The organism is Paenibacillus sp. fava2 (assembly GCF_058313675.1).
The window spans coordinates 4,673,062-4,688,797 of the sequence record NZ_CM177755.1; the positions used below are offsets into that span (position 1 = coordinate 4,673,062).

The following is a 15,736-nucleotide window of genomic DNA, read 5'->3' on the forward strand; positions in this document are numbered from 1 at the left end:
GGTTCGGGTACATTACTGGAACAGCGTAACACGGTTTCGGCCTTCGGCCTTGGACTGGTACAGGGCATCGTCAGCCAGCTTGTAAACATCCTCTTCCCCGACATCGCCCACCCGGACACACGCGATACCGATCGAAACGGTCACAATACCGAACTGCGTGCTCATGGCGTGCGGTATCTTTAAATCGGTGATGCTGCGGCGGATGGTCTCCGCATATTCCCGGGACTGCACGGGAGTGAAGCCGGTGAGTATAATACCGAACTCCTCCCCCCCAAGCCGGATGGCAAAGCCGCCAGCCCGCTGCGCAAGCTGCAGGAGCACACTGCCCACTCTGCGCAGCACTTTATCGCCTTCATAATGGCCGTAGGTATCGTTATATTTTTTGAAAAAGTCGATGTCGAGCATCAGGTAGGTCAGATATTTTTGCGTAACCGTTGCCTTCTCAACTTCCTCTGCAAAAACCTTGTTGAAATATCTGCGGTTATACAGGCCGGTCAGCTCGTCCGTATTGGAAATTTGCTCAATCATCCCGATATACCGGTTGAGCTCCTCATTGTTCAGCTCCAGCTCTTTTGTCCGTTCGGCAACCAGCTCCTCCAGATGCTCCTTGTGCCGCAGCAGCTCTTCCTCCGCCTGTTTGCGCTGGGTGATATCTTTTACCGTTCCCTGAATCGCCATGTTGTTCATATAATTGATAAGCGTAACCTTGTGAATGACGATAACTTCACGGACCTGGTCTTTATGCAGCAGTCGGGTCTCATACTCGAAAGGTGCGGGTTTGCCCTCTACCCTCCGGTTATAATAATGCATGACCTTTTCCCGCTCCGGCGGACTGAGGAAGCTCTCAAACGGCTGCTCCAGCATCTCCTCCACCTCATAGCCGAGCATCCCGGCCAGCGCATCATTAACGTATTTGCAAATGAAGTTCTGTGTAATGAAGATTCCGTCCTGCATATTGTTAACCAGCTCGCGGTATTTTTCCTCTGAACGCTCCAGCTCTGAGTACAGGCTGGCATTTTCCAGAGAGAACACCATTTCCCGGGACAGCAGGTTGATGATCTTCATCCGCTCCTTAGTGAATGCGCCGGTTAGCAGATTATTCTCCAGATAGATGACCGCAACTGTCTTGTTCTGGTTGATAAGCGGCATACAAACCATAGATTTGGGGCGGTGCCTCACGACATACGGATCATTAACGAACTGTGTTTCTGAAAAAGCGTCATTGTAAATCAGCGTCTCGCCGCTCTCCTCAACCTGACGCAGGATGGAATCAGGCAGATTGTTAAAGCTCTTCCGGTTTTGGATGCCAACAGAAATTCTATCCTCATCCGCCAGATATTCGCCCTCTACCAGCAGACCTGAGCCGCCGGTCATTCGGATGCAGCCGCGTTGTGCCCCGGCATTCTTGATGACGATCTGCATAAGCGCCTCCAGCAGGTTGTCCAGCTCAATTTCCTTGGATATCGCCTGGGAAGCCATGATCATTGAATCAAGATCGATGCTTTCGGTATAATCGGACAACGTCCGTCCATGCAGAAATTCCTTGGTATTGATTTTGCGGATGATATCGGGGTACCGTTCCTTGAGGAACTGGATTTTGGCCTTTGCACCCCACACTGAATAATAATACACAGATTGTCTGAGCAGATAAGCGGCAAACTCGTTAAATTGCTTGGTGTAGTAAAATTTAGCCGCAAGCTCGTAGGCAAGCGCCTTATACCTGACGAACGTCCCTTGCTCACTGGCCTCAATCGCCAGATCGTAATACTTCCCTGCTTCATCATCCCGGCCCGAAATCCGGGCCCATTCCGCCTTCATCAGCATTTCGTGCTGCCTGAAGGTACCTGGTGCATGCCTGGCCCATTTACGGACCCTGCCCAGCTCCTTCTTCATTCTTCTTCTTGCTTTGCTCCGCTCCCCTCCGCGCAGGTTAGGATAGCTGTGAGACAGATTCAGAAAGGTATAGAGGGAGAATTCCTCCATAAAAGCAGAGCCGGATAGCGCCCCGATGATATCGTAGGCTTTGTCGATGAACACTAACGCTTCCTGGTAGCTTTCATAGGTGAACAGAAGCTTCATTTTGTAGATATAATAAATCGCAATACCGGAATTATATTTAGCCTGTTCCAGCTCCCCCAGCATGCTCTCTTCATCAAAAGAGCCGTCACTGAACGAGCGGTTATCGCCCATTTCCCCCAGCAGATTGCGGTAATACTGCCGGACCAGCAGTGCGGTCGCCAGCGACTCCTTATATTTGGTGCTCTCAATCATGGCAATCATCCGGCTGCTTTCCTGCAGGTTCGTAAGCAGATCCATCTCCGGATTCCACAGATTTACATAGAAGGAGGAATGGGCCAGGTAGAGCAGGTCTCCAGTCCGCAGACTGGCTTCAATCGAGGTGGTGAACCAGTCCTGCAGAGTGTCCCAGGGCTCCGTCCAGGCGTGGCTGAACAGGGTATACAGGACATGCGCCGCGCCCCGCCACTGCAGGTCATTGAACTTGTCATTGATTCTGATGCCAAGCCGGCCGAATTCAAACGCACCCTTCACATCACCGAAACCGGACAGCAGCATGGAATAACCTATAAAGGCTAATGCCGATTCAGGGGAATTGCCGTATTTCAGCGTCAAGCCGACCTTCTTGAGTACAGCCAGGCCAAACAGCGAAGTCTCGCCGGAGATGAAGGCCGGCGGGATGAAATTAATCAGCAGTCTCATGACCAGCAGCATTTCCGGGTCCTTCATTTCACCGGAGGCAAAGATATCATCAGCCGTTCTGCCCCGGAGTGCGGCCTTAACCTTTACCAGCTCTTTGAGCACGGAAGCCATCCCCACACGCTGAGGGATCTGGATGCCCATCTCCTGCAGGCCCTGTCTCCCGGCAGCGATCGCTTCCTTCATCATCCCGAGATACATATAGTGGTCAGCCTGCAGCTCGTAAATCCCGGCTCGGTCCATTTTTCCGGCTGTATACTCCAGCAGTACAGCGCATGCAGCATCCGCTTCGTTAATATGATGGGTAAGATACCCGCACTGGGCCAGCAGCCGGTAAATCTCCGCTGCCGGAAGCTCGTTATCCTCCCATGCGTTGTCCGGCAGCTGCGGCAAAGCCGCTTCCAGCAGTGCATATGCAGAGTCATAACCAAAGGCTGCCTTTGCCTTGCGGGCAGCCCGCAGATTAAGCCGGATCACCTGGTTCATTTCCGCCTGGCTGCGGATGAACTCCATCCCTTTGTTCATATGGGCGGCAATATCGACGATCAGCTCCTCCGCTTCCTCCGGAGACAGATTCGCAAGCAGCACCTGCCCGATTCTTAGGTGCAGCTCTTTACTCTCCCGCTCATCAATCATCTGGTATAAGGCCTGCTGTATCCGGTCGTGGGCAAACCGGAACGAAATTTTGATATCCTGCAGCGGTTCCGTATCGGTTTCGGTCTCGTCCAGATAACCGGAAAACATGGCATAGCCGGCATCGGACGGTACGATCAGTTCATCATCAACAGCTGCGGCAATGGCTCTGACAATCCGGCTCCGCGGCTCCCCGCTGATCAGCATCAGCACGCTAAGGTCGAACCTGCTGCCTGCTGCCGCACACAGCATCAGCGTTGTGCGGGTCTCCTCCGGCAGATTGTTCAGCTTGATCATCAGGAACTCAACAATATTCTCATTCACCGGCAGGCTCAGGATCTGCTCCAGCCGCCAGCTCCAGCTCCCCTGCAGCTCATCGAAATATAAATAACCGCTGCGGTACAAATCCTTGAGCAGCTCACTCACAAAAAATGAATTGCCCTTGGTCCGTTTAAAAATCACTTCCGCCAGCATGTCCACGCGCTCGCGGGGGCTGTGCAGGGTATCCGAAATAAGCTGATTTACATCAAGGACCGTTAACGGCTCCAGCCTGATTATCCCGACTTCCCGGCTTTTCTCAATCTTGGCTAGAGAAGCAAACAGGGGGTGACCCTCATGGATCTCATTTGACCGGTAGGAGCAGACAATGAACAGCCTGCGCAGCTGATGATCCTGCAGCAGCCGCTCGACAAGCTGCAGGCTGGAGAAATCCGCCCATTGCAGATCGTCCAGAAACAGCACCAGCGGCTGTTCATTGAAGGTAATGCCTTCTATAAACTTGGCAAAGGTTAAAAAGAACCGGTTCGTCTCCTCAGCGGGATTTAGCGGCTCCATTTCAGTCTGTTCTCCGATCCAGTCGCCAAGCTCCGGAACCATTCCGGCGATCAGGCTGCCGTTGCCGGCAAGCTTATCGCTCAGGGACTGGGCTAACCGGCGCTTGTATTCCCCGTCAGGCGTATCCAGCAGCTGGCTGATCAGCCGGCGGAAAGCCTGGATAATCGCGCTGTACGGGATATTCCGGTTGTACTGGTCAAACTTTCCCTCGGCGAATAGCCCTTTTTCCTGACTGATCGGCTGGTGCAGCTCATGTACCAACGCCGTCTTCCCCACACCGGCTTCTCCGGTGACCAGCATCAGCTGCGGCTGCCCGCTGACGCTCTGGCGGAAGGCCGCTGTCAACCGGGCCAGCTCTGCATCGCGGCCGTATATTTTTTGCGGAATCCGGAACACGTTATGGCGGTCATCCGCTCCAATAGTAAAGCCGGTCTCGCCCGCCAGCACTTTTTTCAAATCGGACTTTATCCCGTAAGCACTCCGGTATCTTTGCTCAGAAGACTTCTCCATCAGCTTCATAATAATATCCGACAGCTCGGAGGATACCCTGCCTCCGGTCAGCTGGCGGGGCGGGATGGCTTCCTTGGCGATAATGGAGTAAATCTGTTCGAGCATTTCCTGCGCAGCATAGGGCCTGCTTCCGGTCATAAGCTCATAGAGCACAACACCCAGTGAGTAAAAATCGCTCCGGTAATCGATATTGCGGTTCATCCGTCCGGTCTGTTCGGGCGAAATATACTGGATGCTGCCTTCGAGCACCCCGCTGTTCTGGAACTCCTGCTTCTCCTTTGGCAGCTTGACGGCCAGATCGAAGTCGATCAGCTGCACCACGTCCTGCTCCCTGTTCCAGATTACATTGGAGGGCTTAATGTCCTTGTGAATAACGTTATGCTCATGCACCGCACCGAGAATATCCACAATCTTGATAGCCAGCTTCAAAATAGTTGCCGTGTCCAGATTATCGGACTCCATGATCTCTTTCAGGGAACGCCCGCGGATATCCTCCAGCACCATTGTATAATAGCCGTTCTTCTCTTCAAGCTTATGGGGCTTTATTACACCTTCAAGCTGTGCGCTGAGCTCCTTGAGCAGCCTGTACTCCTGTTTGAAACGCATTACGGCCTCTGGGCCGGTAAATTCGGCTTTTAATACTTTTAAAATGACTGTATTTCCGGTAAAAGCATCCTTGCATCTGTACACCGCTTTCGCATACTGATCCGAAATGGTTTCCAAAACCTGATAGTTGTCCAACGCAATCATGCCCACTCCACCTTTAGCGATTCTTTCCCTTTAATTCGAAATCAGCATCAAATTTGAATACGTAGGCAGCAATCAGCCACACAATCCAGCAGTTTACGCCAAAGAAGAGATATCCGTAATAGCCCAGAATCGGCATCTCAGAGAAAATATGAATTTTGTCCAGATACGGCACGGAATACTTCCAATAATTCGGATTGGTTGGCAAGGAATCATGGAACCATTCACTGCCGAAATTCCAGAACTCCCAGAAGAACCCGTTGCACAAGGTGGCAAGTGCAATCAGGATAATTTGTGACCAGTCACCGTTCTTGACCGGGCTGAACGGTGTCCAGTAGCCGCAGAGCGCCATTGCCGCCGAAAGCATCGGCACAAGGGCGACCCACAGCACCCAAAAGAGCAGATAAGGATAATAACCCATACCGAACGCCAGAAATAACCCGATCACAAAATAAAGGATCAAAAGAGTTCGGGATACGTTAAATTTAGGCCCGCTGCTGTAGCGCTCCTTGAGTCCTTTAAAGGTGCCCAGCAGCAGATACCATTCCACTATCGCCGGAAGTACGGTTGTATAAGATAATGAAAACCAGAAGACATTGCCGAAGTTGGAGAATACGTCCTCATTAGGGTAATACCAGTTCTCTAATACAAAAAAGTTCAGATATTCAAACGCAAACCAGCTGAAGCAGGAGACTACGGCCAGAAGCTGCATCAGACGAGGCTTGCGGGATAGAATTGAATGACCGCCCGTCCGTTTAAATACGATCCCGTCCAGGATCAGAATGAAGGACCACCACAACGGGACAAAGGTGTAATTTCCGACCGGCTCAAGCACGTCCAGACGTGCCCACATAAAGAACCAGCTGAGCGCAAGCACAGGTAAACTCCACCAGAACCACACGGGATAAGCGGTGCTGCCTGCCCGGGGCTGCGGTGCCGGCGGGACTTTTTTGAATCCGAACATGCGGGGAAACGCAAGCACCAGCGTTATAACAACGGCAACGATACAGGCGAGGGTGAAATACAGCAGGCTGAACCCGGGGTCAGCTTCTACTTTTTGCGCAGGAAATTCCCCGTAACCGGGAGGCAAGCCCTTCCACTTGGCCAGACTGCCAAGCAGCGGCAGCAAAAAAATCAAAATAAACGTTGTAATCAAGAATAATGTTTTCTGCCCTTTTTTCACGACCATGCCCCTCTATTATGTAGTCTAAAAGTCGAATTTTGTTGACCCGCTATCTATTCGCTACGCCTCCAGATTATTCCTGCCTATTTTCCGCGTGTCCTAGAGCAAAAGTTGCATTTTTGTAGACCTTATTCCATGCACTTCTTCTTCCCCGGCAAGCGGCAGGAAGCCTTGAGACTTATAGAAGCCTACAGAGTTGGGTGATGAATTCACGGTAAGCCTCTCTACTCCCAGCTGCACAAGCCTGTCTTTTACATAACCAAGCAGTATTTTCCCGACGCCTGTACCTTTCGCTTCATTACTTATGAACAGCAGGAAAATATGACTGTTATTGTACACTTCGATTACGCCCGCAGGCGTACAGCCGGTTCTGGCAATAGAAATGACACTGCCGCTGTTCAAGCGTTCCCGGATGGCCTGGGGTGTGATGATTCTATTAAACATGTTAATACCTTCTGCCGAGTAGTGCTGTGAGATATGAGTATCAAAGGTCTCCCGGATAAGGCTAACCATCTCGGATTCCTCACCGGGAACGAGCTGAGCAATGTCCAGCAATTCATGCATCTCCTTTTCTGTAGTTACAAATTCAGTAACTCCTGTGCTTATGCTGAATATGTTGTTTCAGAGTTAATTTTACCCAATATAAAATAAAAAGACACCAGTTATTTCTAGTGTCTTTACCATTACTTCCAAGCCTGATCTTTCAGGGAGACATCCGCACAACCAGTCCTTCAAGCATGCACTTCTCCCATTCTTCCCGGGAGGCGAATGCCGGCCTGCACCCTTCTTCGCTGCTCTCCAGCCTGTATTTACGCAGACAATAAGCCATCTGAATACAGGCCATCACAGCGTCTCTGGCATGAAGATTGGCTTGTCCGCGGGCATCCTCTGCCGCTGCAGCAGCTGCCGGGCTGATGGTAACCTCAAATCCGCTGTCCACCTGCGCTTTGAAGCTGGCGGAAATACCGCGGAGCGCATCAGGCGCGCTGCTCTTGAGCTTCAATACCTTCCAGCCGTGGCCGGGATAAATTTCATACAACCGCGGAACCTCGGCCCGGTACGGCTGAAACGGGTAGACCGCTGCTTCCCCATGCAGATTGTGCAGCAGCCGCCGCGCCCCATAGAGCATGGCGTGCATTGCAATCGGTGTAGAGGATACCGGGCTTTTGGCATCCACAGCGATGTCTGTCACCCGGAGATCCCGGCTGTTTTTGCCGCTGTGAATCTGGCCGAACCGCTGCTTGAACTGCTCTCTGCTATCCTCATAAGCTCCCTGGATGAACTTGTCCCATGAGGATTCATATTGCTGCCCGAGATAATACTCCGGGATGGAAAAAGGGAAATCCACGCCCCACGGGGCTCTGCTGTTCCTGATACGATAGTATAAGTCGAGTCTGTCTTCACAGCTGGACACCTCTTCCACGGTGAAGCTGTCACCGTCCAGCCGGCCCGAGGCTACGAAAATCTTGCCTTCCGGGTTCTTGGCTCCGCTGAAATCACAGCCGTAAATGATCATGTTATCCTCCTTCTGTGTTTCCAGTCCTGCTGTACTCCTCCACTAACCGATGCAGCGGCTCATAGTCCAGCCGTACCGCCGGGATACCATGCTCAATCCGCATCCGGTAGAGATTAAGAATCCGAATCTGCTCCTCGCTGAGCTCTTTTTTATTGAAATAAAGATGCATCAGATTATACTCAAACAGCTCCTTCAGCCGCAGCAGCAGCGGCCAATGGCTCAGCATCTCTGAGGTCAGCGAATGCTCCTCCAGATATCCGGTGAGCAGACTCTCTGCGAGTCTCTGGCCGTAATCTCTGATATTCCCCTGCCCGGCAAAAGAAAACTCCAGTGCAGAGTAAAGCGGCACCGCCAGGTCATATAAATAATAATGGCGCTCACAATCCTGAAAATCAATGAGCGTCAGCGTTTCTCCCTCAACCAGCACATTTTCCAGCCAGATATCCCCATGCACAATACCGTAATTCACCCCGTCCCGGGGAATGGCCTGCAGCGCCTGAAGCACCTGCTGCGCAGCAGTCTGGATCAATGTTTGCTCCAGAGGAATGGACTGTAGAAACTGATACTCGCGGTTCTCTATCCAGTCTTTAATCTGCTCAGCACGGCCGTGCTCCTGCTCATACCTCGCTCCGGCCTTGTGCAGCCTGCCGATTACCCGACCCAGCCTTCTGAATACTTCGCAGTCCCATTCCCTCAGCGGCAAATGAACCCCCGGCGCAGCCGCAAACATGACAATATGGACAGGCTCTGCAAGATTCCGGCTTTCTACCAGCTTACCTGTGAGAGAAGGAATTATCTCAGCCACAGAGACCCCTGCGCTCCGCAGAAATACCAGCAGCTTAACTTCCTCTTCTTGTACTTCATAGGGCATATAATGACTGACTCTTGCAAAATAAACCTTTTCTTCCGCCCAGCAACGGTACATTTCCCCGGTTACAGCTTCGGCAGCCTGCAACCTCAGCGCATATATGGCATTAAGCTCCTGCAGGACAGCCTGCTCCTGTTCATTCAATTGCAACTCCTCCATTACTTTCAGTCAATTCTCTTATTTATATGAAAAAATTCATGCCGTCACTGCAGCATCGCACATGTTTATCGTGGTCACGTCCGGCTGCGGCTCCGCCTGCAGCTGACCTGCCTCTGCGGCCTAAGCCGAAAGAGCAGCTGCAAGCCGCAAAAGTATATTTTTCTTTGGACAAGGCCATGCTACAATGTGGAAATAAAGTACTTGCCTTAATTTATCAACCAGGGAGTGAAGCCAGTGTCAGTTGATGTGTATTTGAATTTCAATGGAAACTGCCGTGAGGCTGTTGAATTTTACGCTAAGGTATTTGGTAACAGTAATCCGCAGATTATGACCTTTGGCGAAGCACCGCCGAACCCCGACTACCCGCTTCCGGAAGAAGCAAAGGCCCTGGTTATGCATGCACGGCTGAACGTGGACGGCAGCAACGTCATGTTCTCCGATGTGTTCCCGGGTATGCCCTTTACACAAGGCAATAACATCAGTCTTGCGCTGGTTACACGGAACGAGGAGGATGTGAAATCCTGGTTCAATCAGCTGAAGGAAGGCGGAACCGTAACAATGGAATTGCAGCAGACCTTTTGGAGCAAACTCTATGGCAGCCTGAAGGATAAATTCGGCATTGAATGGCAGGTTAGCCTTGAAAGCACGGAAGCAGCAGCCCAATAGGCTATACCGGTCCCGCTTCATGATTAAGAATAACAGGGATATGTCATACTTGACAGCGGCAAGACCGTCGCCTTAGTGTGGCGTATCCTTTTTTGTTGCATGACAGCCTCTGCATATTTTCCGGCCCTGACCTGAGAATTTATTAATGCGCTTACAATAGAATGTGTGGTTTAATGATTATACTGCCTAGCACTCATTCTAATGTAAAGGAGACTAGCCATGGAAATCTCTGCCTTTCTGCTGCCCAAGGATCAGGTCGCTTACATTACCTCCTCAATCTCTATGCTTGAAGCAATGGAGCAATTGGAGCAGCACTATTATTCCGCCATACCGATCATTGACCACGAGGGGAAATACGTTGGAACACTGGCTGAAGGAGACCTGCTCTGGAAGCTGAAAAATACGGCAGGACTCAGCTTCGACAACATGCGTGAGGTTAAGGTCAGCGACATCCAGCGGCATGTGCATAATGAGAGTGTCTACATCAAAGCACAAATGGAGGATATGCTGACGCTTGCCGCAGACCAGAACTTTGTACCGGTCGTTGACCGTGAAGGCGTTTTTCTCGGCATTATCCGCCGTAAGGATATTATTGAGTACTACACTAGGAATATAACGGACTAACTGCACTAAAAAGAAACAGGGGCGCTCCAGCAGATGGTATATCGTCTGCTGGAGCGCCCCTGTTGTATCAGGAACAGAACCCGCTGCTAAATAATCTCGAACACATTCGTCAGCCGGGTCAGCTCAAAAATTTTGAATACATTCGGATGGAGGGACCGCAGACGAATCGTCCCGCCGTTCTCCGCACATTTTTTGTACAGGCTGACTATTACGCCAAGACCGGTACTGTCAATAAAGGTACATTCCTTGAAATCCAGCAGAAAGCTTGTCTGGCCGCTGCTTATGCAGGTTTTGACAGTATCGCGGAAAGCGCTGGCCTCCTCCACCGAAAACATCACCGGCATGTCAATCGTAATCTCGTTCATGCTACTCACCCCTTATTATGAATTTTTCGACCAGAAGCTCAAGCTCACCGGCCATTGCACTGATCTCTTCAGCTGTAGATACAAAATTATTAACTGTTGCCGCCTGCTCCTCAGTGGCGCTGGAGACACTCTCCGTATTCTGTACAGACATTTCCGATATCGTCCCCATAGAGTCAATCAGCTTGATGATCTGGTCAGAAGTAGCTACTTCATCCCTCGTAATTTCCAATATTTCCTGTACACTTGCCGTTATCAGCTCAACCGACTCAATAATATGAATAAAAGCGTGGTCCGTCTCCTTGACGATCCGTACACCGCTCTCCACAGCAATGGAGGCTCCCCGCATCGAATCCACAGCCTGGCCTATTCTGGATACCATATCAGACACCAGGCTGCTGATTTCTTCCGCCTGCAGGTGCGTTTCATCTGACAGCTTTCTGACTTCTCCGGCCACAACACTGAAGCCGCGGCCATGCTCCCCTGCCCTTGCCGCCTCAATCGCCGCATTCAGGGCCAGCAGATTTGTCTGCCTGGCAATAGCGTTAATGGTGCCGATAATAGCAGCAACCTTATCCGACAGCCCGCTTACAGTAAGCAGCTGCTCCTCGGTTTCCCGGGTACTGCTGCTGATAGAATCCATGGCAACGACAGTATTCATTACCCCTGATCTGCCGGCCTGGGCTGCCTCGTTCGTGTTATTAGCATTCTGTGAAGTGGCTGAAGCCTTGCTCTGGGCAAGCTGCACCAGACTGGAGAGCTGAACCAGCACCTGGGAGGCATTCACTACAGAATGATTGTTGTTCTCCGCTCCTGCAGCAATCTCCTGGGTGCTTGAGCTGATCTCTTGAATCGAGGCGCTGATTTCCTCGGAGGAGGCTGCCATTTCTTCAGACATGGAGGTGAGGACTGCCGAGCCGTGCCTTACCTTTTCAATAATGGCTTCCTGCTTGTCGATCATCGCATTAAATGAATCACTGAGGGACTGCAGCTCGTCCCGTGTATGTATTGCGGTATGTACAGTCAGATCCCCGTTTCCGGCGAGCGACATGGCGGCCTGAAGCTTCTTGACCGGATTAATGATATTGCGGGTGGTGAAGAAGTATCCAAGCAGCAAGGCCACCAGGATGAATGAGACAACCACAAGCAGCGTCGTAGTGCGGATTTCAGCTGCCGGCTTCATGTATTCACTGTAATTGGCGGTCGTCGCTACGATCCAGCTCCCTGCCGGCTCGAAGGAGACATACTTATACACGCCTTCATATGTATAGAAACCATGCGCGGTATCCCCGTTTTTCATCTGCTGCACAAGTGCGTTCAGTTCCGCATTACTGTTGCCGTCCAGATTCTCCTTCAGCACCTTGCTTCCGTCAGGGTGATAGACGATCAGGCCGGTCCGGTCCAGCATATACCCGTATCCGCTCTCGCCGACGCGGGTCTCAGCGACCGGAGCTGCAATCGTGTCGAACAGGATCGTTCCGATCAGAACACCGGTAACACTGCCGTTCTGGCGCAGCGGCCGGGCTACCGCTACTATATTTTTATTGCTGTCTTTAGATACAAGAACATCGCTTATTGCTTTTTCACCCGCCAGTGCCTGCCCGAAATACTCACGGTCCTTCACATTCAGCTCCGGAGACTGCGAACTGCTGGTGATCAGCACCTTGCCGTTCACATCAGCAATAATGAGAGATTCCATCAGCATGGCATTATCCTGCTGAATACCCGATATATAGGAATAAGCCGTCTGCTTGGTTTTCTGTCCTGAAGGATCACCGGCGAATTCCGCCAGAGCTTCGTTACGGCTGGCAACATCCAGTAGGTTCCCCGCAGCCGTCAGCTCCGTTTCAACCGCCTTGGCGGCTGAACTTGTTGTCCCTTTCAACTCCTCTTCGATCGTCTTCTGCAGCGCGGTTGATGCCAAATTGTATGATACCGCGCCGGATATACCCAAAGGGATACTGATGATGAGGAATAAAAGGATGCTCATTTTAACCTTGATACTTAATTTCACTACATTCTCTCCTTTTTAGTGAGCACATACATTTTTGCTGATAAACATCGTATTACGGATCATCTCCACACTGTCCGAGAAGCAGCGGATCAGATACAGCCCTCTCCCTCCATCCTCCAGCAGCTCCCCGTCGCCGATTTCCTGCGGAATCAGCAGATCGCGCTCCCCGTCCCCGGAGTCCTCAACCTGCAGGTTGAGCAGCCCGCCGCACAGGAGATAACGGATGGTGATCGGTTTCGTACAATCGCTGAGATTGCCGTGATAGTAGGCGTTGGTCACTGCTTCCATCAGAATCAGACGGATATCAAACGCATACGGCTCCAGCTCAAGATCCTGGATAATGTCCTCGATGATGACCTGATGATTTCCCAAACCGCAGAACATGACTTCCTTTTGTACAGTTTCCATAGTCCACTTCCTTGGCTTACGTAATATGCAGATTCAGCCATGTGCAGTCATCCTGCAGCACCGATCCTGTAATCTTACCCTTTAAATAGTCGTATTCCCGGCAGAGCTCATCGCCGTCAAACAGCAGCTCCATACCGTCACTATAGAAGCAAAAGCGGTCGCCTGCCTGAAAAGCTATGGCCGTCTGTTCAAATTCACTGCTCCCGAACATTCCCAGAGGGGTGCCTCTTACAGTAATTTTCATTCCGTCTGCGCCGCAAGGCACATACATGAACTCATTGATCCCTGCTGCAGCCGCCTTCAGAATCCTTCTGCCAAAATCAAGATGGAAGCAGCAGCCGGCAATGTAATCCTCACCCATGTGCTCCATTGCTTTGCGGTTCAAATCCTGCAGAATGTCCACTGGCGCAAGCCCGCTGTGAAGGCTGTCCATAAACATTACACGCAGGGCGGAAATACTGAGCGCTGCAGATATCCCTTTGCCGGCTACATCACCGATAATGCCGAGCACCTCAGACTCATTGATTTTGTGAAAAATAAAAAAGTCTCCACTGAGCGTATTTGCCGGCACATACAGCTTTTCCAGAACAGCCCTCCCTTCGAGGGGAAAGCCTACCGCATGCCGCTGCTCCTGAAGCCGGACAGCCCGCTCAATCTCCTTTTTCTTCTGCGTAATATCACGGCATACCAGCTGCAGCGCTGCGTTCTCGTTGTAAATAACAGGCACCCCGGAAATATCCAGGTCGTATACCCGTTGGTCATGCCGCCTAATAAAGCGCTGCTCGATCCGGAAGCTGTCCTTGATGCCTGTCATCGCCTTCAGCTTGTTGTATTCCGAACTGCTCAGCGGCTCCTCGATAAAAAAATCATCAATACTCCTGCCAAGCAGCTCGTCCTTCTGTATACCGAACATCTTCTCTGTCCGCTGGTTGGCGAACAGAATAGTGCCGCCGCTGTATACCAGAATCGCCTCCGGGCACAGCTCAACCAGATCCCGGTAGCGTTCTTCACTCTCACGCAGGCGCTTCTCCGAGCGCACCCTTTCGCTGATATCATGGATAACTGTATAAATACAGTCCCTCCCGAGCATCCGCATAGTTCCGGTGTGAATCTCCACATCAATATGCTGACCGGAGGCCAGGCGGTGTTGGTCATGAAAGACCTGATTTCCGCGATACTCCCCTCCGGGCAGTGCACTGGCCAGAAATCTGCCGGTACCAATGCCCGCATCCTGCTCCGCACTCAGATCTGTGATCAGCAGCTTCCTGAAATCACGCAGCCGGTAGCCGTAAAAAGCACAGGCTGCCCGGTTCGCATCCACGATCCTGCCGTCAGCCGGATCCACCATCAGCGTAATCAGATGGTTGTTCTCATAAATACACCCGTAATGATCCATACACTGGGCTGCGCTGGGCGCTGCCAGCTGATTTTTGCACTGCTTGTCTGCTGCCATAAAAGTGATCCTCTATTCCCATTTGCCTTAAATTCATCCTATTATATTCATTTTCACGCCTGGCTGCCGTGAATTTCGACACATTTAGTCATGGAAACAAGCAAAAACGGTTGCACCGTCCTTTAAAGGGGCAACCGTTTCTGCGGGAATATATGGATTATTGATAGGGCAGCTGGGTAAGAATGATTGTTCCTTGCGGCGTAATGGCCAGGGTATGCTCATATTGAGCAGAAAGTCCGCCGTCAATGGTCCGGGCAGTCCACCCGTCAGCATCAACCTTGGTCCGGTAGCTTCCGGTATTCAGCATCGGCTCGATGGTAAATACCATGCCTTCTTTCAAGCGCGGGCCTTTGCCGGCCGGACCGTAGGAAGGCACATCGGGCTTTTCATGCATCTCTGAGCCGATACCGTGACCGATGAAATCACGGACTACCGAGAAGCCGTTCGACTCGGCATAGGTCTGGATGGCGTGAGCCACATCACCAACACGGTTGCCGGCCACCGCCTGCTCAATTCCTTTGAACAGCGATTCCTTAGTCGTATCGAGAAGCTTCTGCGCCTCCACACTAATGTTGCCTACGCCGTAGGACCAGGCCGAATCCGCCAGCCAGCCGTTCAGGTTAACGACCATATCAATCGTAACAATATCTCCGTCCTTCAGCGGCTCCTTCTTGGGGAAGCCGTGGCAGATCACATCGTTCACAGAAGCACAGGTTGCATAAGGATAGCCGTGGTAGCCTTTTTGCTCCGGAGTGGCTCCCTGTGACAGGATGAACTTCTCGGCAAACTCGTCAATTTCCCAGGTAGTAATACCCGGCTGTATCATTCCGGCAATCTGCCGGTGGCATTCGGCCAGAATTTGGCCGGCAGCCCGCATTTTTTCGATCTCTTCCATTGTCTTCATGATAATCATCTGAATCGCCTCTTCTGTACAGAACGCATTACTCACTATAATGGCTCTTGAATATGTTTTTGACACTTCACTCTATATATTATGTAAGAAAACCGCCGAAAATCCAAATTTAATCTGTGATTGCTGACGAT

The 15,736-nt window shown here is 51.3% G+C and carries 12 protein-coding genes; 2 read left to right on the top strand and 10 right to left on the bottom strand.

The genetic code is table 11. The features are described 5' to 3' along the window. Positions 1–12: 12 nt before the first annotated feature. The 5 genes from AC4G46_RS20520 to AC4G46_RS20540 all read right to left on the bottom strand — a co-directional run bounded on the left by AC4G46_RS20520 (position 13) and on the right by AC4G46_RS20540 (position 9,165). Positions 13–5,442, bottom strand: a complete 5,430-nt coding sequence (locus AC4G46_RS20520; RefSeq protein WP_491124341.1) for a diguanylate cyclase — start codon at positions 5,440–5,442, stop codon at positions 13–15. Positions 5,443–5,455: 13 nt separating this feature from the next. Further along, positions 5,456–6,622 carry a small-conductance mechanosensitive channel gene (locus AC4G46_RS20525; RefSeq protein WP_491124342.1) on the bottom strand — a complete coding sequence of 389 codons (1,167 nt, stop codon included), beginning with the start codon at positions 6,620–6,622 and terminating at the stop codon, positions 5,456–5,458. Positions 6,623–6,721: 99 nt separating this feature from the next. Beyond that, positions 6,722–7,177: a GNAT family N-acetyltransferase gene (locus tag AC4G46_RS20530; RefSeq protein WP_491124343.1), complete on the bottom strand. Its 456-nt coding sequence runs from the start codon at positions 7,175–7,177 to the stop codon at positions 6,722–6,724. A gap of 148 nt (positions 7,178–7,325) precedes the next feature. Continuing rightward, on the bottom strand, positions 7,326–8,138 hold the full coding sequence (locus AC4G46_RS20535) for a hypothetical protein (protein WP_491124344.1): 813 nt from the start codon (positions 8,136–8,138) through the stop codon (positions 7,326–7,328). A gap of 1 nt (position 8,139) precedes the next feature. Further along, the gene (locus tag AC4G46_RS20540) at positions 8,140–9,165 is read right to left on the bottom strand and encodes a phosphotransferase enzyme family protein (protein WP_491124345.1); all 1,026 of its coding nucleotides are present in this window, start codon (positions 9,163–9,165) and stop codon (positions 8,140–8,142) included. A gap of 234 nt (positions 9,166–9,399) precedes the next feature. On the opposite strand from AC4G46_RS20540, the gene AC4G46_RS20545 reads away from it, so the two are divergent. Together AC4G46_RS20545 and AC4G46_RS20550 are read left to right on the top strand one after the other, a co-directional pair. Beyond that, a complete protein-coding gene (locus AC4G46_RS20545; RefSeq protein WP_491124346.1) occupies positions 9,400–9,831 on the top strand; it encodes a VOC family protein in 432 nt (143 codons plus the stop codon). Positions 9,832–10,050: 219 nt separating this feature from the next. Next, a complete protein-coding gene (locus tag AC4G46_RS20550) occupies positions 10,051–10,455 on the top strand; it encodes a CBS domain-containing protein (protein ID WP_277472676.1) in 405 nt (134 codons plus the stop codon). Positions 10,456–10,541: 86 nt separating this feature from the next. Here AC4G46_RS20550 and AC4G46_RS20555 read toward each other — a convergent pair whose 3' ends face one another. From AC4G46_RS20555 to map, 5 genes are all read right to left on the bottom strand, one after another. After that, positions 10,542–10,820, bottom strand: coding sequence for an STAS domain-containing protein (locus AC4G46_RS20555; RefSeq protein ID WP_491124347.1), 279 nt, complete (start codon positions 10,818–10,820; stop codon positions 10,542–10,544). 1 nt (position 10,821) lies between these two features. Beyond that, positions 10,822–12,831, bottom strand: a complete 2,010-nt coding sequence (locus tag AC4G46_RS20560) for a methyl-accepting chemotaxis protein (RefSeq protein WP_491124348.1) — start codon at positions 12,829–12,831, stop codon at positions 10,822–10,824. 15 nt (positions 12,832–12,846) lie between these two features. Next, positions 12,847–13,239, bottom strand: coding sequence for an ATP-binding protein (locus AC4G46_RS20565; protein WP_491124349.1), 393 nt, complete (start codon positions 13,237–13,239; stop codon positions 12,847–12,849). Positions 13,240–13,255: 16 nt separating this feature from the next. Continuing rightward, positions 13,256–14,692 (bottom strand): SpoIIE family protein phosphatase, encoded by a 1,437-nt coding sequence (locus tag AC4G46_RS20570; protein ID WP_491124350.1) that lies wholly within the window; start codon positions 14,690–14,692, stop codon positions 13,256–13,258. 157 nt (positions 14,693–14,849) lie between these two features. Continuing rightward, positions 14,850–15,605, bottom strand: coding sequence for a type I methionyl aminopeptidase (gene map, locus AC4G46_RS20575; RefSeq protein ID WP_491124351.1), 756 nt, complete (start codon positions 15,603–15,605; stop codon positions 14,850–14,852). Between the last annotated feature and the right edge of the window lie 131 nt (positions 15,606–15,736).

Bases quoted from the DNA above. Each gene is read 5' to 3' on its own strand.
- AC4G46_RS20520 (WP_491124341.1), bottom strand. From the start codon at position 5,442: ATGATTGCGTTGGACAACTATCAGGTTTTGGAAACCATTTCGGATCAG.
- AC4G46_RS20535 (WP_491124344.1), bottom strand. From the start codon at position 8,138: ATGATCATTTACGGCTGTGATTTCAGCGGAGCCAAGAACCCGGAAGGC.
- AC4G46_RS20540 (WP_491124345.1), bottom strand. From the start codon at position 9,165: ATGGAGGAGTTGCAATTGAATGAACAGGAGCAGGCTGTCCTGCAGGAG.
- AC4G46_RS20550 (WP_277472676.1), top strand. From the start codon at position 10,051: ATGGAAATCTCTGCCTTTCTGCTGCCCAAGGATCAGGTCGCTTACATT.
- AC4G46_RS20555 (WP_491124347.1), bottom strand. From the start codon at position 10,820: ATGAACGAGATTACGATTGACATGCCGGTGATGTTTTCGGTGGAGGAG.
- AC4G46_RS20565 (WP_491124349.1), bottom strand. From the start codon at position 13,239: ATGGAAACTGTACAAAAGGAAGTCATGTTCTGCGGTTTGGGAAATCAT.
- AC4G46_RS20570 (WP_491124350.1), bottom strand. From the start codon at position 14,692: ATGGCAGCAGACAAGCAGTGCAAAAATCAGCTGGCAGCGCCCAGCGCA.
- map (WP_491124351.1), bottom strand. From the start codon at position 15,605: ATGATTATCATGAAGACAATGGAAGAGATCGAAAAAATGCGGGCTGCC.